Raw genomic sequence first — 17,765 nt, 5'->3', positions numbered from 1 at the left:
CATTCCTTAATTCGAAGCGAATTGCGTGGCGGCCTCATAGGTCGCCAAAGCTGTTTCGTAATTGCCGACCAGCGCGGCTACGCTTGGCCCGATGATGTCGAGCACCAGCGCCGGATACACACCCAAGAGCAGCGTCATCACCACAAGCGGTGCAAAGATCGCCCGTTCGCGCGTTGTCATATCCTGAATGGTTTTCAGGCTCTCCTTGATCAGATCGCCCATCACCACACGGCGATAGAGCCACAGCGCGTAAGCCGCAGAAAGGATCACGCCGGATGTGGCAAAGACCGCGATCCATGTGTTCACCTGGAAGATGCCCATCAGTGTCAGGAATTCCCCAACGAAGCCCGACGTGCCCGGCAGGCCAACATTGGCCATCGTAAAGAACATGAAGATCAACGCATAGGCGGGCATGCGGTTGACCAGACCACCATAGGCGTCGATTTCACGCGTATGCATCCGGTCGTAGATGACCCCGACGCAAAGGAAGAGCGCGCCCGAGATAAAGCCGTGGCTGATCATCTGGAAGATGGCTCCGTCCACGCCTTGCTGGTTCACCGCAAAGATCCCCATCGTGACGTATCCCATATGGGCGACCGAAGAATAGGCGATGAGTTTCTTCATGTCTTCCTGCACCAAGGCTACAAGCGAGGTGTAGACAATCGCGATGGCTGACAGGGTCAAGACCAGCGGCCCCATCACCTCTGACCCGACGGGGAACATCGGCAGGCTGAAGCGCAGGAAGCCATAGCCGCCCATCTTCAACAGGATGGCCGCCAGCACGACAGAGCCTGCTGTGGGCGCCTGAACGTGCGCATCCGGCAACCATGTGTGCACAGGCCACATCGGCATCTTCACTGCGAAGCTCGCAAAGAAGGCGAGCCACAGTAGCGTCTGCATGCCGCCAATGATCTGAATACCCAGCACGCTGAACGTCTCGGTCCCGAATGTGTGGTTCATAAATGTCGGGATGTCAGTGGTGCCCGCATCGCTGAACATCGCCACCATCGCGACCAGCATCAGGACCGAGCCAAGGAAAGTATAAAGGAAGAACTTGAAGCTCGCATAAATCCGGTTCTTGCCGCCCCAGATACCGATGATCAGGAACATCGGGATCAGCCCCGCCTCAAAGAACAGGTAGAACAGCACCAGATCAAGGGCCATGAAGACGCCCAGCATCAGCGTCTCAAGCACAAGGAACGCGATCATGTATTCCTTGACCCGCTCCTTCACGTCCCAGCAGGCCGCAATCACCAGCGGCATCAGGAAGGTGGTGAGCATCACGAAGAGGATGCTGATCCCGTCCACGCCCATCTTGTATTGCAGGCCCAAGAGCCAGGCACGCTCCTCCACAAGCTGGAAGCCGGTATCAGCAGGGTCGAAATTTGCCAGAATAATGAGTGACGCGATAAACGTCACGACCGTCGTGATCAGCGCAACCCATTTGGCGTTACCCTGCGCCGCCTCGTCCTCACCTCGCAGAAAAAGGGCGAGGATCAGCGCACCTAAAAGTGGCAGGAACGTCGTGAGCGAAAGGATATTGCCCATCAGTTTGCCCCCCCGGCAAGTGTGACCCAGGTCAGCAATATTGCGATCCCCAAGACCATGGCGAAGGCATAGCTAAAGATGTAGCCGGATTGCGCCCGACCCGCGAGGCGGGTAAAGAACGGGATCACGCCCATGGCCACGCCGTTGATGCCGCCGTCGATTGTATTGGTATCGCCCTGCTTCCACAGGATACGACCCAAAGCTATGGCCGGTTTGACAAAGATGAAATCGAAGATCTCATCAAAGTACCATTTGTTGAGCAGCAACAGATACAACGGACGCTGCTGTTCGGCCAGCTTCGCAGGCCAATCCGGGCGGCGAATATACATCTGATAAGCCAGCCCCAGCCCTGCCAACATCGCCACGAACGGGGCGAGCTTGACCCACACGGCCACTTCATGCGCGTCGTTCAGGACATGGTTGTCGGGGCTGTTGTGAATGGCCCCCTCACCCGGTGCACCGACCAGATTGTAATGCGCCTTGCCATGGCCGCCTTCCTCGGCGTGATCATCGCCATGGCTCTCATCACCATGCTCAGACGCTTCGGCATAGGGCACGCCAAAGAACTTGCCGACCTTATCGTTGGACCCGAAGAAAGAGCCATACCAGAGCATCCCGCTGAACACGGCCCCGATGGCCAGCACATAAAGCGGTGCCAGCATCGTCATCGGGCTCTCATGGGCATGTTCATGCGTGTGTTTGTCGCCGCGCGGCTCACCATAGAAGGTCAGGAACATCAGCCGCCAGCTATAGAAACTTGTCATCGCGGCGGCCACGACCAGCATCCAGAAAGCATAGCCTCCCGCCGTGCCCGCATAAGCGCTTTCGATGATCGCATCCTTGGAGACGAAGCCCGCAAACCCAATCGGGAAGCCCACATATAGCAGCGGAATACCCACACCGGTAATTGCCAACGTCCCGATCATCATCATCCAGAAGGTCTTGGGGATCTTGTGGCGTAACCCGCCATAATTCCGCATGTCCTGCTCATGATGCATCGCATGGATCACAGAGCCCGCACCAAGGAACAGCATCGCCTTAAAGAAAGCGTGGGTCAGCAGGTGGAACATGGCGACCGAGTAGACGCCAAGGCCCGCGGCCACGAACATGTAGCCCAACTGCGAACAGGTCGAATAAGCGATGACGCGCTTGATATCGTTCTGCACCAGCCCCACGGTCGCCGCAAAGAACGCGGTCGAGGCCCCAAGAAACACAATGAAATCGGTCGCGGCTGGCGCATATTCCATCAGCGGCGACATCCGGCAGACAAGGAACACACCAGCCGTCACCATGGTCGCCGCGTGAATCAGGGCCGACACGGGCGTCGGGCCCTCCATCGCGTCGGGCAACCATGTGTGCAGGAAGAGCTGTGCGGATTTCCCCATCGCCCCGATGAACAGAAGGAACGCGATCAGATTCAGCGTATTCCAATCGCGCCACAGGAAGGTGAGCGTGTGATCCTGCAGGTCGGGGATCGCGGCAAAGATATCCTCAAACCGGACCGAGTCCGTCACGAGGTAAAGCGCGAAAATCCCAAGCGCAAAACCGAAATCACCCACCCGGTTGACCACAAAGGCCTTGATCGCGGCGCCATTGGCGCTGGGTTTGCGGAAGTAAAACCCAATGAGCAGGTAGGACGCGACGCCCACCCCTTCCCAGCCAAAGAACATCTGGATCAGGTTATCCGCCGTCACCAACATCAGCATCGCAAAGGTGAAGAACGACAGATAGGCAAAGAACCGGGGGCGATAGCTCTCGCCTTCCCGGAAATTGTCGTCATGCGCCATGTAGCCGAATGAATAGAGGTGCACGAGCGCCGAGACCGTGGTGATCACAATCAGCATGATCGCCGTCAGCCGATCCATGCGGATCGCCCAATCGGTGCTCAGCGTCCCGCTTTCGATCCAGCGCAAGATCGTGACCGTGTAGCCGCCATTCGGATGCGCGTTGGGGTCAAAAGTCAGGAACACGATCCAGGACAGGAACGCGGCGAGGAACAGAAGGCTCGTCGCAACCCATTGAGCCGCCGTCTCGCCAATCAGCTTCCAACCAAAACCGCAGAGAATGGCACCGACCAGCGGGGCGAAAAGGATGATGGTTTCCATGAACTCAGCCCTTCATCACGTTGACGTCTTCAACGTCGATGGTCCCGCGGTTGCGGAAGAAACAAACAAGGATCGCGAGGCCAATTGCGGCCTCGGCGGCAGCAACCGTCAGTACGAAGAGCGTAAAGACCTGCCCCACCAGATCGCCGAGATAGCTGGAAAACGCGACGAGGTTGATATTCACCGCCAGCAACATCAATTCGATGCTCATCAAGAGGATGATGACGTTCTTACGGTTCAGGAAGAGACCGAAAATCCCGATCACAAAGAGCGCAGCCGCGACTGTCAGATAATGCTCAAGTCCGATCATCTGGATGCTCCTTGCGGCAATGCGGGGCCCATGCCGTTTTGACCCGGGCCACCCACAGGTTGGCCGTGAACCAGTGACACGGCATCCCGACCTACAAAATGCCCGGCGGCCAGGGCCAGTACGGTTGTCGCCAACACGAATTTACGCATATCCCCGGCTCCGTTCCTTGGCCCGCTTGGCTTTATCCGATCTCGGATCACGGCCCATCTGATCACATCCGATCATCACTTCGTCCCTTTTCGGGTCGCTCATGGACCCTTTAGTCTTGTCCGCGCGCGCCTTCAACCGGCCAGCGCAAATTCCGTTTTGTCGCCGCGCAGTTCCGGATAAAGCGCCGCGCAGGCGCAGTTTTCCTGCACCTCTGTGGAGATCACCACGTCGCGCGCAATATTGCCCAGATCATCCGCAATCCGCGGGAAAGTGGCAAAGACACGCGCGCCTGATTGATGCCGGTCGAGCACCGCCATCACGTCACCGGTGCGGTCAAATGCATGGCGCGCGCCCATATTCTCTTCCGCCGCGCGCGCCGACAGCGTCTCGCCACTCGCACAATCGGCCAGAATAAAGGTTGTGGCCGTGCCTTCCTGCGACCACCAGTCCCGCCACATCACACGACCCTCTCCAAGGTCCATATGATCCGCCTCACCACCATGGCTAATATGCGTGGTCCGGGTACAATCTACGAGGGTCAGCGCATGGGCTTGGGTGCCCAGCAACAAAGCAAAGCTGAGCGTAAAGAATTTTCTAGAAAATTCTTGGACCCGCCAAATTTTTCTCGAAAAATTCGGCATTCAAAGCCCCTGCCCCGGCTTCACGTCGCGCAGTTCCATCGCCTTTGCGGGGTCACGATACATCTGCTCCAGCACGTTCTGGCGTTTGATATCGACCCGGTGTCGCAATGTCAGCACGATCGCCCCGATCATTGCGACCAGCAAAATGAGGCCTGCTAGTTGGAACAGAAGGATATATTTGTCGTAGATCAACAGACCAAGTGCGCGCGTATTGTCCAGATCACCTGCAGGTGCGGCAATCCGGTCCTCGACCCCATCGGCGAAACCCCAGACACCCAAAGCCAGCGCCAGTTGCATCAGCACCACAACCCCGATCAAAAGGCCCAATGGCAGGTACTTCGTCATCTCCGCTTTCAATTCAGCAAAGTCGATATCGAGCATCATCACAACAAAGAGGAACAGCACTGCGACCGCACCGACATAGACGATGATCAGGAGCATCGCGACAAACTCCGCGCCCAACGTGACGAAGAGCCCGGCAGACGACAAAAACGCCAAGATTAACCATAAAACAGAGTGCACCGGGTTGCGGCTGATGACGGTCATCAGACCGCCAGTTATGGTCGCGACGGCAAAAAGATAGAATGTGAATGCAAAGACGGTCATTCGGCTTCGTCCTTTTCCAATACTTCGTTTGCCAGTTCCATGGCCTTGCTCATGGCGGGTACGCCACCGAACATCCCCATCAGGGCAATGGTCTCAGCAATTTCCTGTTTCGTCGCCCCGGCCTCAACCAGATGACGCACGGTGATCCTGATCTGCGCTTCGGCCTGCGCGCCAAGCACGGTGAGTCCGGCCAGCGTCAAAAGCAGGCGCGTCTTTGCATCCAAACCGTCTGGGCTGATCCCCTTGCCCATGAACATCTCCATGACGTCCTTTGGCATCGTCGGGAAAAGCGCCTCGAACCCGTTGGGCGTAAAGGATTCGAGCGCCGGGTTCATGGCCTTTGCCCAGTCCTGACCCATCTTCATCATCGCTTCAAAGGGGTTGGCGTCGGTCATTCATCATCCTCAGCAGGAGGCAATTCACCGCGCAGCCGGGCAACTTCGGTTTCCAATTCCGCGATGCGGCGCAAAGCCTCTTCCAGGGCGTCGCGAAGGCTTTCGTTGTCAGAGGATAACCGTTCTTCTGACGCGCGATAGCTGGCCATGCGGATGGTCTTAAGGCTCATCTGTAAGGTGCGTCCAATTCGAGGTTTCGCGCGATTTCAGCCTCCCACCGGTCGCCATTGGCCAGAAGCTTCTCTTTGTCGTAGTAGAGTTCTTCGCGGGTCTCTGTCGAGAACTCGAAATTTGGACCTTCTACAATGGCATCAACCGGACAAGCCTCCTGACAGAAGCCGCAATAGATGCATTTCGTCATGTCGATGTCATAGCGCGTCGTGCGGCGGGAGCCGTCATCGCGCGGTTCGGCATCGATAGTGATGGCCTGGGCGGGACAAACAGCCTCACAAAGCTTACAGGCAATGCAGCGTTCTTCGCCATTCGGATAACGCCGTAGCGCATGTTCGCCACGGAAACGAGGCGACAAGGGCCCCTTTTCATGCGGGTAGTTCACTGTGGCCTTGGGGGCAAAGAAGTACTTCATCCCCAGTTTGAAACCCTGCCAGATATCCTGCATCAGGAAATACTTGGCCGCGCGGTTGTAGTCGATTTGGGTCATATCAGCTAAAATCCTCGCATGTCTCTGCTATTTGCTCGGCCTCAAGGTAATCCTCGTGCCGCTTTGTTAGCTCAGCAACGAATGATTTCCGATCTGCTGGTTGGACAGCCGCGAAGTCTGCTTCAAGATACTCCGTAGCAAGTTTGAAGAAATCTGTCTCACAACTCGCTGTGTAGATTGACTTAGCCATCTCGATCCACAACTGCTGACCCTGCTCTCCCCAACCAGATTCAGTTTGCGGCTCCATTACCTCGCCCACGGACGGCCACAGGCATTCCATAAGTTGCAGGGAAGTGTCTGCCAGAAGATGCAACGTGGCCTCTTGCTCCAGATAGTCAGCTGCGGCTAAATGTTCGTCATTAGCGACCGCATTCATGAAATTCAGCTGATGCAAAACCCCTTGAGATCCGACAAAAACGGTTCCCATTGTGCGTTTGTCGAGGTCAGACATGGTGTTGACCATTATGTCCCGACCGCGTGCCTCGATGAAGCCCAATATCGGCGAACTATCGTCGGTCAACGGCTCACCCAAAAGACGATACAATTCTTCGTTAAGCGCGCTATGACCAAGCGCCGCAGGTGGACAAGTATCGACAATGTAAGACCAAACCGTATCAGCCAAAGCATCTGAGCGTGGCGACGCTTCGGATGATGATTGGGCAAATGCACTTGAACACCAGCAGACTGCCAAAATCGATATGGTTACTCGAACAAGCATCACTCTCCTAGAGTCCAAAAAGCCCAAGACCCGCGACATACTTCATGCTTGGCCGCGCCATTGCAGTGCACTTGTATCACGACTTCACCTCAACAACATTGCTGCGCACGGGTGTCGCTTGCTCATCCGCAATCTCAAACAGAAACTGCGCCAATTCGCCCTCGCTGACATCCGTCGCCGCATCCGTCTCCTTACCTAAACGTTTGAAGGCAAAATGCGTCTCTAGCGTCATCACGAAGTTGAACAATTCACGCGATGAGGATTGTGCAATCGCTTCCCAGATCTTGTTTTCCGACATGTTCAAGCTCCTACGGCCCAGCGCGCCCAGAACCCGCCGAGCACTTCGAATTTCGCAAGGAATGACACGATCACGACCCAGGCCAGCGATAATGGCAGGAAGACCTTCCAGCCGATCCGCATCAGCTGGTCATAGCGGTAGCGCGGGGTGATCGCCTTAACCATCGAGAAGACAAAGAAGCAGGCCGCCATCTTCAGAACCATCCAGAAGATGCCATCGGGCAGGAACGGCACCGGTGACAGCCAGCCGCCAAAGAACAGGAGGCTTACCAGTGCGCACATCAGCACGACGGCCATGAGTTCACCAATCATGAACAGCAGGAAGGGGGTCGAAGAATACTCCACCTGATAGCCTGCGACGAGTTCTGACTCCGCCTCGGGCAGATCGAATGGCGGGCGGTTGGTTTCGGCCAAGGCGCTGACGAAGAAGAGGAACAGCATCGGGAAATGCGCGACCCAGAACCAGCTGAAGAGGCCCCCACTACCATCCTGTGCGGCGACGATATCACCGAAGTTCATGGAGCCCGCCGAGATGATCACGCCGATGATGATCAAGCCAATCGACACCTCGTAAGAAATCATCTGCGCCGCCGACCGCAGCGAGCCTAGGAAAGGGTATTTCGAGTTGGAGGCCCAGCCGCCCATGATCACGCCGTACACCTCAAGCGATCCAATCGCGAGGATGTACAGGATCGCCACGTTGATATCGGCAAGGACCCAGCCCTCGTTAAAGGGGATCACGGCCCAGGAAATCACCGCCAGCACAAAGGCGATCATCGGGGCGAGAAAGAACACCGCCTTGTCCGCGCCAGCGGGTACAACGATTTCCTTGACGATGTATTTCAGGAAGTCGGCGAAGCTTTGCAAAAGCCCGAACGCGCCAACCACATTGGGCCCTTTCCGCATCTGCACCGCTGCCCAGACCTTGCGGTCGGCATACATCAGGAAGGCCAGTGCGACGAGCAGCGGGATCAGGATCAGCAGGCATTGAAACAGAATAACCAGGACGATGCCCGCATTGGTGTTGGAAAAGAAATCAACCATACGTGTCGTCCTTACTCAGCCGCCAGTGGGGCAGCTTTACGCGCCTTTGCATTTGCACTCAGTTCCGCCATGAGGGTCGAGGCACGGGCAATCGGGTTCGTCAGATAGAAATCACTGATGGCATTGCGGAATGCCGCTTTGCCTGGTTTTTTGACGGGGATCGGCTGCCATTCATTTTCAGGCACCTCATCGATCTTGCCCAGATGCGGGTGTGTCTTGATGAGCGCCTGCCGGAGTTGCGCGAGACTGTCGAACAGCAAGGTCGCATCCAGTTCCGCCGAGAGCGCCCGCAGGATCGCCCAGTTCTCTTTCGCCTCGCCGGGTGGGAAACCGGCCCGCATGGCCAGTTGCGGACGGCCTTCAGTGTTGACGAAAAGCCCGTTTTCTTCCGTATAGGCTGCACTCGGCAGGATGATGTCGGCGCGGTGCGCACCCCGATCGCCATGGCTACCCTGATAGATCACAAATGCGCCCGGCGCGATTTCGACCTCATCAGCGCCAAGGTTGTAGATCACCTCGGCATCCTTGATCGCATCCATACCGCCTTCGGTCGCGGCACCCACATCCATCGCACCGACGCGGCCAGCGGCGGTGTGCAGGACCATGAATTTCGATTGCGCGGCCTCGGCAGCTTTCATGGCCAGGCTCAGCACAGCCTCACCATCCGCCTCGTTCAGGGCAGCCTGCCCCACGATCATCACGCCGGGCACCCCGTGCTTGTCGGAATGGTCCATGCCCGCCAGCTTCTCCAGCGCCGCGCGGTCATGGCCAATATCGACCACGTCATAAGTCAGATCAGCCGGCTCCCCGATCCGCGCGACCTTGGCCCCTTTCAGCCACGCCTTGCGGATGCGGGCATTCAGCACCGGCGCCTCATCACGTGGACTGGTGCCGATCAGCATGATCATCTGCGCGTCATCGATATCCTCGATGGTCGCGTTGCCAACGTAAGCCGACCGGTTGTCCGCAGGCAGTTTCGCCCCATCGGTGCGGCATTCGACATTACCGCCCTGCCCCTCGACCAATTGCTTCAGCGCAAAGGCCGCCTCAACCGGGGTCAGATCGCCCACCAGACCGGCGAGTTTCTTGCCCTTCATTGCCAAAGCAGCAGCGCTCAGCGCCTCTGGCCAGCTGGCTTTGCGCAGCTTGCCGTTCTCGCGGATATAGGGCGTGTCCAATCGCTGGCGCCGCAGCCCGTCCCAGACAAAGCGGGTCTTGTCGGAAATCCATTCCTCGTTCACGCCGTCATGGTTGCGGGGCAGGAAGCGCATGACCTCGCGGCCTTTGGTGTCGATCCGGATATTAGAGCCCAGCGCATCCATCACGTCGATGCTTTCGGTCTTGGTCAACTCCCAAGGCCGCGCAGTGAAGGCATAAGGTTTGGAGACGAGTGCGCCGACCGGGCACAAATCAATGATGTTGCCCTGCAGGTTCGAATCGAGAGTTTCACCCAGATAAGAGGTGATCTCGGCATCCTCGCCACGACCCGTCTGGCCCATCTGGTGAATGCCTGCGACTTCGGTCGTGAAACGCACACAGCGGGTGCAGGAGATGCAGCGGGTCATGTGGGTTTCGACCAGCGGGCCAAGGTCCAGATCATCCACTGCCCGCTTGGGCTCACGATAGCGGCTGAAATCAACACCATAGGCCATCGCCTGATCCTGCAGGTCGCATTCACCGCCCTGATCGCAAATTGGACAATCAAGCGGGTGGTTGATCAGCAGGAACTCCATCACCCCTTCGCGGGCCTTCTTGACCATGGGGGAGTTGGTTTTCACAACCGGGGGCTGCCCTTCGGGACCGGGGCGCAGATCACGCACCTGCATGGCACAACTGGCGGCAGGTTTGGGCGGACCACCCACAACCTCAACCAGGCACATGCGGCAATTACCTGCTATCGAAAGCCGTTCATGATAGCAGAAGCGCGGGATTTCGATCCCCGCTTCCTCGCAGGCCTGGATCAGGGTCATCGCCCCGTCAACTTCGACCTCAGTTCCATCAATGACGACTTTGCGCAGATCAGACATGGCTGGTGTCCTATGTGTTCCCTGTGCGCATACCCCGCGGTGGCGGCGGCTCGCGCGTTGTCGCGTTTTAGCGCGACCGACCACATGATGCCAGTCAGATCAACAAAAAAGAACCTGATTTTCGCATGTTGGCGCGCGGCTTAACGCAGCAGCCAGCCAACGCGCGTATTTGCGGCAATTTGCGACCGACCGACCGCGCAATAGGTGGCCTCGTCACCCTCCACGATGCCCAGCCGGGCAAGCTCGCCCCGCGCAATGCCTTCGAGCCGGTCTTTCTCGTCATTGTCGTTGATATAGGCGTCGATCTGGGCATCAGAATAGCCAAGATCTTCGGCATGGCTCTTCAACGATTGCAAAAAGTTGATGCCCCGCCAGGTCCGCGCACGAATAGTACTGCATTTCTCGGAGATCTCATAAGCCATGCCCACATGGATAATCCCGTCGCGCACGCGTTGGACGTCCTTCAGCGGTGGCTGCGCCGACAGGCTGCCTGCGATGGCAGTTATCGCAACAAGGGCCGCAAGGGCCAAAGCTGGAAACTTGGTCATGTTCACTCTCCTCAACAGCAGACATATGTGTGCCTTGCATGCGGACAGATGTGGTCAAGCGCCCGCGCTATTCAATATCAGCGTGGGGTTATCAGCTATTTCAGGCGGTTTCGCGCGCAGCGAGATCGGCTAACATATTGCTGCCAAACACATTCTCTGTCTCACCCTGCGCCTGCAACTCATTCCAGCGCGCCATCCCCTCGGCCACGTCCGGGCGGTGACCGATGGGCACCCACCAGCAGACGAGGTATCCCCGATCGCCGGGCACGAACCATTCATCATTACGCGCCATGAACCGCGCATGCAGCGTCTTCATCGCGAAACGGTAAAGCCGGCCCGGCCCCGTCCAGACCGACAAGGTCGACGCAGTATTGGGCCGGTCCGCTAACGGACCACGCGGGTCCTCCTGCGCGGCCTCCATCACATCATCGGGCATCCGCCAGACAGAACCGGGGCTGCGCGCACCAATTGCGTTGACCTGATCCAAACCATTCTGAAAATCCGCAAGGCGCGGATCATCCCAAGAATAACGCAGCGTACCGAAATTGAACTCCGCCAGATGCCGGGTCATTGTGCAGCGGCGCGCAGCCAGTCCCAGCCAAAGGCATCCGGACTGTCGCCGTGCGCAGCACGGTGATCAAGCTTCGCCAGCGCCTCATCCAATGTCGGCTCGGTCTCTTCCTTGACCCACCACATCACAAAATGCATCTGCACCAGTTCTTCAAACCATTCCCTGCGTCGCCTCATGAACTGATCATGCAGCGTCCCGAAAACAAAGGTCTCCAACTGCGCGGGCGTCTCCCAGACCGACAGGTTCGCGATAAAGCGCGGATCGCCGTCAATGCAGGTCTCGGTATTGCCGCGCCCCGGCTCACCCGACCCTTCCATCATCCACACAAATCCCGGCATCCGCTTGGCCAGCCCATTGATCCGGTCGAGATTCTCCATGAACTCCGCCACACGCGGATCGTCAGGTGCCGCGATCAACCGCCCGATATTCAGTTCTGCCAGATGCATGTCAGTCCCTCATGATCCATTCACCATTATCGTTTCAGAGCTACCCCGAAACGCGGTGTTCGGGCAATGTCAGCGATTTGCCGACCTTGCCAGAGCGCGCTAATTCAACAATCGCCCGATCGAACTGCGTTCACGCCTTTCTTGCGCCATCACGTTGCAGAATTGCGCATCATCAGATGCATCAATATCGTGTTTGCGCTCAAGTGCGATCAGATAGGGAATGAACCAATCTGTCTCAACCTCAAGGCCAACCAACATGGCGTCGAACTGCGCCGAAGAATACCCCACCTCGATCATTTCAGCGAGCACATCTTCAAAACGTTCCTCGACGGCCTCCTCATTCGCCGAAAAACCCGAACAAGTCGCCTCTGCATCAAATGCAAAGATCGCGTCGGCAGACACGTTGCGCAGCGCAATGGGCGTGTCGTTTGGGGAGATCATCGGCGCGCAAGCCGATATGACTAGGGCGCTCAACACCCCAATCCCCGCGATTCTCAGCTGCATCGGCTATCCTTTGTTCAGTGATTTCAGACAGGAACAAGCAGCGCGCTGAGTGCCGAATTCTCCAGGACTTCCGCGTCGGCGGCCGGACAAAGGTCGGAACCAGTGAGTTCGACACCGTGCTTGCCTTGGAAACTGCGCTCTGTCACATCCGTTTCCGCTTCGATCTGCGCGGTCAATGGGCGTGCGGTCAGGGTACCGCGCCCGACTTCGTTGCGCCGCTCATTCAGTTCCGCATCAAGGATCGCGTCATAGCGATAGCGCGCGCAGTTCTGTGCGACCTGATTGGCGACTTTGAGCGTCGCGAAATAGCGCGGCGTTGGCATATTGAAAAGCTGTTGGACCGCCGGGTCCTCGAACGGGCGCGCAGCACCCGATCCCGTTGTACAAGCGGCAACCGCGAACGCTGCCCCCATCATCAATCCACGTCCCATCATTCCGCAGCCATCCCCGCTAGGCGTTTGTCCTTAATCCGGTCCTCAATCTCGTCCCGGAAGTTCTTAATCAGACCCTGAATGGGCCATGCCGCTGCATCGCCAAGCGCACAAATCGTGTGCCCCTCGACCTGCTTGGTCACGTCAAAGAGCATATCAATCTCTTCAGGGCTTGCATCCCCTTTCACCAGACGCGCCATAACGCGCATCATCCAGCCGGTCCCTTCGCGGCACGGGGTGCACTGACCGCAGCTTTCATGCTTGTAGAACTTGGAGAGACGCCAGATCGCCTTGATCATATCAGTGGAGTTATCCATCACGATCACCGCAGCCGTGCCGAGAGACGATCCTTTTTCCTTCAGCGCATCGAAATCCATGATCGCGTCGCGCATATGCTCACCACGCACACACGGCACCGAAGAGCCGCCGGGGATCACGGCCTTGAGGTTATCCCAACCGCCGCGAATGCCGCCGCAATGCTTTTCGATCAGCTCTTCAAAGCTGATCGACATCTCTTCCTCAACCACACAAGGGTTATTCACGTGCCCAGAAATCGCAAACAGCTTCGTGCCTGCGTTGTTTGGACGGCCCATCGAAGCGAACCATTCCCCACCGCGCCGCAGGATCGTGGGCACAACGGCAATCGATTCGACATTGTTCACCGTCGTCGGACACCCATAGAGGCCCGCACCCGCCGGAAATGGCGGCTTCATGCGCGGCATGCCCTTCTTGCCTTCAAGGCTTTCCAGAAGGGCCGTTTCCTCACCGCAGATATAGGCGCCCGCCCCATGGGTCAGATAGATATCGAAATCCCAGCCGGATTTGGCTGCGTTCTTACCGACCAGCCCCGCCTCATAAGCCTCGTCAATCGCTGCCTGCAGCGCCTCTTTCTCGCGGATGTATTCGCCGCGAATGTAGATGTAGCAGGCATGGGCATTCATCGCGAAACTGGCGATCATGCACCCCTCAACCAGCGTATGCGGATCATGGCGCATGATCTCGCGGTCCTTACAGGTGCCCGGTTCGGATTCGTCGGCATTCACGACCAGATAGGCGGGTCGTCCATCGCTCTCCTTGGGCATGAAAGACCATTTCAGCCCTGTCGGAAAACCGGCCCCGCCGCGCCCGCGCAGGCCAGAGGTTTTCATCTCATTGATGATCCACTCAGGCCCCTTCTTGATGATCTCCGCCGTGCCATCCCAATGGCCACGGGCCTTGGCGCCGGCAAGCGTGCGGTCATGCATCCCGTAAAGATTGGTGAAAATCCGGTTTTCATCTTTGAGCATTATTTCTCGCCCTTCTCATCCTGACGCGCGCGCCACAACCTGTAAGTCTGCCACAGGGCAAATCCGAAACCGGCCAAAGCCGCAAGATCAAAAAACGCGCGGGTCCGGTTTGACCAGCCATATTCGGCACCGACCATCGTTACGAACACCCATAAAACACCGGTACCTGCCACGATCAACGCGACGCGTTGCCCTGCCTTGGCCTGTTTGGTCTGTCCGTGTTCCGCCATGTCACGAAAACCTCTAATGCGTTTCGCAGCAGGCGTGAAGTATCGCGCGCGAAAAAGACGCGCGCGATTGGTCTTAAATGCGGCTTAGTAAACGTCGCCCTTTTTCACCTTGTCGGAGAATTCGGTGGTGCCACCTGCCGCAAGCGTCTTGGCCTGCTCTACCCAGTTGTCTCGGGTCGCCCGGCCCTTGAAGCCTTTGAGGTTGTCGTCCATCCAGGCCTGCTCTGCCGGGCCCCATTCGGCGATCTGGTCAAAGTGATAGATACCCATGCCATGCAAGGTCTCTTCGAGTTTCTTGCCGACACCCTTTATCAGTTTCAGATCATCTGGCCCGCCCTCGCGCGCCGCACTCAGGAATTCAGGCTGCGCCGCCTCAGTAGGTGCCGCATCACCTTCATATTTCCATTCACCCTTCTTGGCATCCAGTTCAGCCTCACCAGGCAAAGCGGCTGATGGCATGACCTTTGGCGCTTCTTCAGCAACTTCTGCAGCGGGCGTGGGTTCTGGCTCTGGAGCAGGTGCGGGCGCGGCGACTGGCTCTGCGGCGGGTACGGCCGTTGGCGCTGGCGCTGCAACTGGCGCGGCGACACCCATTGGCCCCGGCGCCGGATCACGCCAACCAAGTGCCAGCACAATGGCCGCGATCAACGCAACAATCACCCCGATTGTCGCGCCTCCCCCGATCTCGTAACTGTAAAGAACCATGGCCACTCCAGTGGCGACAATGCCGAAAAGGCCCGCCACCACGATGATACCAACGCTGATTGGTGCTGTATCTTTCATCTTAATCTCTCTCCCTCAGGTGACCGGGCAGCGGTCATGCAGATCTGGAAGGGCGCCTGCGGCAAAACGCCTCAGCCCCTGCTGCCTACAAGCTGTAACCGAAATGCGCGAAAATCGAAAATTATTTATGCAACCGTAACGGTTAACACCCAAAAAAGAGTCAATTTCGCCCGGTTACCGCGCCTTCGCTGTGCAATCTGGAGATCAGCGGGTGACTGCCTGCGCCAAGAATCGGGCGCTGGCCTCGCATTAACCTTCTTTGGCGAGAGCGGTCGCCTGTGCCACCCAATTGTCGCGTTCGATGCGCCCTTTGAATTTCAGCCGAGAGTCGACCCAAGAAATTTCCGCCGGTCCCCACTGCGCGATCTGATCAAAGTGCCAGATTCCGAGTTCGTTCAGCACGCCTTCGAGTTTTGGACCAACACCTGTGATCTTTTTCAGATCATCAGCGCCGCCGTCACGTGGCGCCGACAGGGTTTCGGGGGCAGTTTCTGTGGTCGTCGCGACAACCTCTTCCTTGGCGGGCTTGGGTTTTGCCGATGCCTTCGGTTTGGCCTTGGCCTTTGGCTTAGCAGCAGGCGCTTTGGCTCTAACTGGGGCAGCGCCATCACTGATCCATGGGGTGACCAGGGGCACTTCGGTGCCGTCAATCCGCTTGACGGTATCGCCGATATCTACTGCAGCCTGCGCACTGGCATTGTATTTGGTCTTGCCGCTTTCGTAGTCTTTCAGACTTGTTAGCCCGCTCAGCGGTTCCGCGGCAAAGCGGCCATTCTGAGGTCCAGGCACCGGCACCCGACCTGCCGCGAGTTCATCGATGATTTCCCCCAAACGCTCAGCCGTCAGGTCCTCATAATAATCCTTGCCGATCTGCGCCATCGGCGCGTTGGCACAGGAACCGAGGCATTCGACCTCTTCCCAGGAGAACTTGCCATCGGCAGAGAGCTCATGCGGCTTCGCCGCGATCTTGTCCTTGCAGACACCCACCAGATCTTCAGCACCGCAAATCATGCAAGACAGCGTGCCGCAAATCTGGATATGCGCCACCGCACCGACAGGTTGGAGTTGGAACATGAAATAGAACGACGCGACCTCAAAAGCTCGGATATAGGCCAGATCCAGCATGGTCGCGACATGCTCAATCGCCGGGCGGCTCAGCCAGCCCTCCTGCTCCTGCGCGCGCCACAAAAGTGGGATGATGGCCGAGGCCTGCCTTCCTTCGGGGAATTTCTTCATCTGCGCTTCGGCCCATTTCTGATTGTCTGGCGTGAACGCAAAGCTGTCGGGTTGCTCTGGATGAAGACGACGCAGCATGAAAAACCTCGGCTCAGGGTCTCTAAAAACGCGGGTATGTCCGCATTGTTTTCGACCTACACCGACGGTGATCTGATGACAACGGGCAGAACCCGCAATTCGAGCGCGTTACGGCACACCAAAACCTGTTGCAATCACCGTCGCACCTGCAAAGACAACAAAAGGCAGTGGGTGCAAAGCAATGCCTGATACGACGATCAAATCGGGGACAATTCCGAGGATCATCAGGCGACGCAGGTATCGGTGATGACGCGGATATTTGCGCCATCAGGTGCCGCACGCCCTTCCGCCTGCAATGCAACGATGATGTTTTCCAGGTCACCCGTACCGACGGTGGCCTGATCCATGATTGTGCGCACGTTCTGTGCCGTCATCACGCAACCATTGGCCTCAACCGCCGCAACAAAACGCTCTTTGGCGGATTGTGGATTGGGCGCCGGCTCTGGATCGGGTTCGAGTGTGGGCACTGGCGTGGGTGAAGTGGTTGGAACAGGTGCAACGCAGGCTGCAAGACCAAGCAAAGAGAGTGTCGCGACATAACGGACCATTGGGCAATTCCTTCCAGTTCCCACCAATTGCTGCAAGTTCACAAAAGCCCGCGCGCGAGGTCAATCAGAAATACCGCAACTGCGCCAGCTATCGCCGCCTTGATCAGCCGGTTCCTGCCGCGCGCCGTGAGCACAGCCGCAACACCGCCGACGGCACCATAAGCCAAAAGCCAGTAATTGATTGTAAAGGTCATCATTCCATCAACTCCACTTCGCGCATCCCGCCGACGCCTTGAAGGAGCGTGACAGGAAAAATGCAATGATGCATCGGGCGCGCAACAAAACGGGCGTCATATTGCCAAGAGGCGGAGGTGACATCTTTTGAAACATAGCCCACCTCGCAGCGTCCGCGCACCTGCGTGCACTGCGCAACTTGCGTTAAGGGATGCTTTTTTAGGATACCAAGGCTTTGCTCATAAGCGCGCGGACGCACCGCCCCCAATGCTTGAGCGTCAAAATCCGCAGCGATTTTGGAACAAGTGTCTGAAAAGGCCACACTGCGTTCGCGGGAAGCTGCCGCGTGATCCCAGATCTGCCAATAGGAAAAATCCGTTAGGAAAATGGCCGCGCCAAGGGCGCAAAGCCAAAGGATTGAACGCATT

At 57.5% G+C, this 17,765-nt stretch carries 25 protein-coding genes; all 25 read right to left on the bottom strand.

What is annotated here, in order from left to right; translation table 11 throughout:
• Nucleotides 1-6: 6 nt before the first annotated feature.
• Nucleotides 7-1,548, bottom strand: a complete 1,542-nt coding sequence (locus SLH49_RS16380) for an NADH-quinone oxidoreductase subunit M (RefSeq protein WP_320270232.1) — start codon at nucleotides 1,546-1,548, stop codon at nucleotides 7-9.
• The gene (gene nuoL / locus SLH49_RS16375) at nucleotides 1,548-3,653 is read right to left on the bottom strand and encodes an NADH-quinone oxidoreductase subunit L (protein WP_320270231.1); all 2,106 of its coding nucleotides are present in this window, start codon (nucleotides 3,651-3,653) and stop codon (nucleotides 1,548-1,550) included. The genes SLH49_RS16380 and nuoL overlap by 1 nt, the downstream gene beginning before the upstream one ends.
• A 4-nt stretch (nucleotides 3,654-3,657) precedes the next feature.
• Entirely contained in the window at nucleotides 3,658-3,963 is a 306-nt protein-coding gene (gene nuoK / locus SLH49_RS16370) for an NADH-quinone oxidoreductase subunit NuoK (RefSeq protein ID WP_008235370.1), read from the bottom strand.
• Nucleotides 3,960-4,112, bottom strand: a complete 153-nt coding sequence (locus SLH49_RS16365) for a hypothetical protein (RefSeq protein ID WP_320270230.1) — start codon at nucleotides 4,110-4,112, stop codon at nucleotides 3,960-3,962. The genes nuoK and SLH49_RS16365 overlap by 4 nt, the downstream gene beginning before the upstream one ends.
• Nucleotides 4,113-4,244: 132 nt before the next feature.
• Nucleotides 4,245-4,679 (bottom strand): hypothetical protein, encoded by a 435-nt coding sequence (locus SLH49_RS16360; RefSeq protein ID WP_320270229.1) that lies wholly within the window; start codon nucleotides 4,677-4,679, stop codon nucleotides 4,245-4,247.
• A 75-nt stretch (nucleotides 4,680-4,754) separates the two neighbouring features.
• On the bottom strand, nucleotides 4,755-5,360 hold the full coding sequence (locus SLH49_RS16355; protein ID WP_320270228.1) for an NADH-quinone oxidoreductase subunit J: 606 nt from the start codon (nucleotides 5,358-5,360) through the stop codon (nucleotides 4,755-4,757).
• On the bottom strand, nucleotides 5,357-5,755 hold the full coding sequence (locus SLH49_RS16350; RefSeq protein ID WP_320270227.1) for a carboxymuconolactone decarboxylase family protein: 399 nt from the start codon (nucleotides 5,753-5,755) through the stop codon (nucleotides 5,357-5,359). Before SLH49_RS16350 ends, SLH49_RS16355 begins: the two co-directional genes overlap by 4 nt.
• Entirely contained in the window at nucleotides 5,752-5,925 is a 174-nt protein-coding gene (locus tag SLH49_RS16345) for a hypothetical protein (RefSeq protein WP_320270226.1), read from the bottom strand. Before SLH49_RS16345 ends, SLH49_RS16350 begins: the two co-directional genes overlap by 4 nt.
• Complete coding sequence (gene nuoI / locus SLH49_RS16340; protein WP_320270225.1) at nucleotides 5,922-6,416, bottom strand: NADH-quinone oxidoreductase subunit NuoI; 495 nt, start codon at nucleotides 6,414-6,416, stop codon at nucleotides 5,922-5,924. Before nuoI ends, SLH49_RS16345 begins: the two co-directional genes overlap by 4 nt.
• Before the next feature lies 1 nt (nucleotide 6,417).
• The gene (locus SLH49_RS16335; protein WP_320270224.1) at nucleotides 6,418-7,134 is read right to left on the bottom strand and encodes a hypothetical protein; all 717 of its coding nucleotides are present in this window, start codon (nucleotides 7,132-7,134) and stop codon (nucleotides 6,418-6,420) included.
• A 76-nt stretch (nucleotides 7,135-7,210) separates the two neighbouring features.
• Nucleotides 7,211-7,432, bottom strand: coding sequence for a hypothetical protein (locus tag SLH49_RS16330; RefSeq protein ID WP_320238969.1), 222 nt, complete (start codon nucleotides 7,430-7,432; stop codon nucleotides 7,211-7,213).
• Between the two features lie 2 nt (nucleotides 7,433-7,434).
• The gene (nuoH, locus tag SLH49_RS16325) at nucleotides 7,435-8,475 is read right to left on the bottom strand and encodes an NADH-quinone oxidoreductase subunit NuoH (RefSeq protein WP_320270223.1); all 1,041 of its coding nucleotides are present in this window, start codon (nucleotides 8,473-8,475) and stop codon (nucleotides 7,435-7,437) included.
• 11 nt (nucleotides 8,476-8,486) lie between these two features.
• Nucleotides 8,487-10,502, bottom strand: coding sequence for an NADH-quinone oxidoreductase subunit NuoG (gene nuoG / locus SLH49_RS16320; RefSeq protein WP_320270222.1), 2,016 nt, complete (start codon nucleotides 10,500-10,502; stop codon nucleotides 8,487-8,489).
• Nucleotides 10,503-10,642: 140 nt separating this feature from the next.
• Entirely contained in the window at nucleotides 10,643-11,050 is a 408-nt protein-coding gene (locus tag SLH49_RS16315; protein WP_320270221.1) for a DUF5333 domain-containing protein, read from the bottom strand.
• Between the two features lie 100 nt (nucleotides 11,051-11,150).
• Nucleotides 11,151-11,621, bottom strand: a complete 471-nt coding sequence (locus tag SLH49_RS16310) for a DUF3291 domain-containing protein (protein ID WP_320270220.1) — start codon at nucleotides 11,619-11,621, stop codon at nucleotides 11,151-11,153.
• Nucleotides 11,618-12,067, bottom strand: a complete 450-nt coding sequence (locus SLH49_RS16305; RefSeq protein ID WP_320270219.1) for a DUF3291 domain-containing protein — start codon at nucleotides 12,065-12,067, stop codon at nucleotides 11,618-11,620. The genes SLH49_RS16310 and SLH49_RS16305 overlap by 4 nt, the downstream gene beginning before the upstream one ends.
• Before the next feature lie 99 nt (nucleotides 12,068-12,166).
• Nucleotides 12,167-12,571: a hypothetical protein gene (locus SLH49_RS16300; RefSeq protein WP_320270218.1), complete on the bottom strand. Its 405-nt coding sequence runs from the start codon at nucleotides 12,569-12,571 to the stop codon at nucleotides 12,167-12,169.
• A gap of 23 nt (nucleotides 12,572-12,594) precedes the next feature.
• Nucleotides 12,595-13,005, bottom strand: a complete 411-nt coding sequence (locus SLH49_RS16295) for a hypothetical protein (RefSeq protein ID WP_320270217.1) — start codon at nucleotides 13,003-13,005, stop codon at nucleotides 12,595-12,597.
• Nucleotides 13,002-14,288 carry an NADH-quinone oxidoreductase subunit NuoF gene (gene nuoF / locus SLH49_RS16290; protein ID WP_320270216.1) on the bottom strand — a complete coding sequence of 429 codons (1,287 nt, stop codon included), beginning with the start codon at nucleotides 14,286-14,288 and terminating at the stop codon, nucleotides 13,002-13,004. The genes SLH49_RS16295 and nuoF overlap by 4 nt, the downstream gene beginning before the upstream one ends.
• Complete coding sequence (locus tag SLH49_RS16285) at nucleotides 14,288-14,518, bottom strand: DUF5337 domain-containing protein (protein WP_320270215.1); 231 nt, start codon at nucleotides 14,516-14,518, stop codon at nucleotides 14,288-14,290. Before SLH49_RS16285 ends, nuoF begins: the two co-directional genes overlap by 1 nt.
• Nucleotides 14,519-14,602: 84 nt before the next feature.
• A complete protein-coding gene (locus tag SLH49_RS16280; RefSeq protein WP_320270214.1) occupies nucleotides 14,603-15,301 on the bottom strand; it encodes an NADH:ubiquinone oxidoreductase in 699 nt (232 codons plus the stop codon).
• Between the two features lie 249 nt (nucleotides 15,302-15,550).
• Nucleotides 15,551-16,615: an NADH-quinone oxidoreductase subunit NuoE gene (gene nuoE / locus SLH49_RS16275; protein WP_320270213.1), complete on the bottom strand. Its 1,065-nt coding sequence runs from the start codon at nucleotides 16,613-16,615 to the stop codon at nucleotides 15,551-15,553.
• 224 nt (nucleotides 16,616-16,839) lie between these two features.
• A complete protein-coding gene (locus SLH49_RS16270; RefSeq protein WP_320270212.1) occupies nucleotides 16,840-17,163 on the bottom strand; it encodes a hypothetical protein in 324 nt (107 codons plus the stop codon).
• A gap of 38 nt (nucleotides 17,164-17,201) precedes the next feature.
• Complete coding sequence (locus tag SLH49_RS16265) at nucleotides 17,202-17,360, bottom strand: hypothetical protein (protein WP_320270211.1); 159 nt, start codon at nucleotides 17,358-17,360, stop codon at nucleotides 17,202-17,204.
• Nucleotides 17,357-17,764, bottom strand: a complete 408-nt coding sequence (locus SLH49_RS16260) for a hypothetical protein (RefSeq protein ID WP_320270210.1) — start codon at nucleotides 17,762-17,764, stop codon at nucleotides 17,357-17,359. The genes SLH49_RS16265 and SLH49_RS16260 overlap by 4 nt, the downstream gene beginning before the upstream one ends.
• Nucleotide 17,765 lies beyond the last annotated feature (1 nt).

Source organism: Cognatiyoonia sp. IB215446 (assembly GCF_033963825.1).
GTDB lineage: Bacteria > Pseudomonadota > Alphaproteobacteria > Rhodobacterales > Rhodobacteraceae > Yoonia.
The sequence above is the reverse complement of the archived record's forward strand: the minus strand, read 5'-3'. Positions and strand labels throughout refer to the sequence as shown.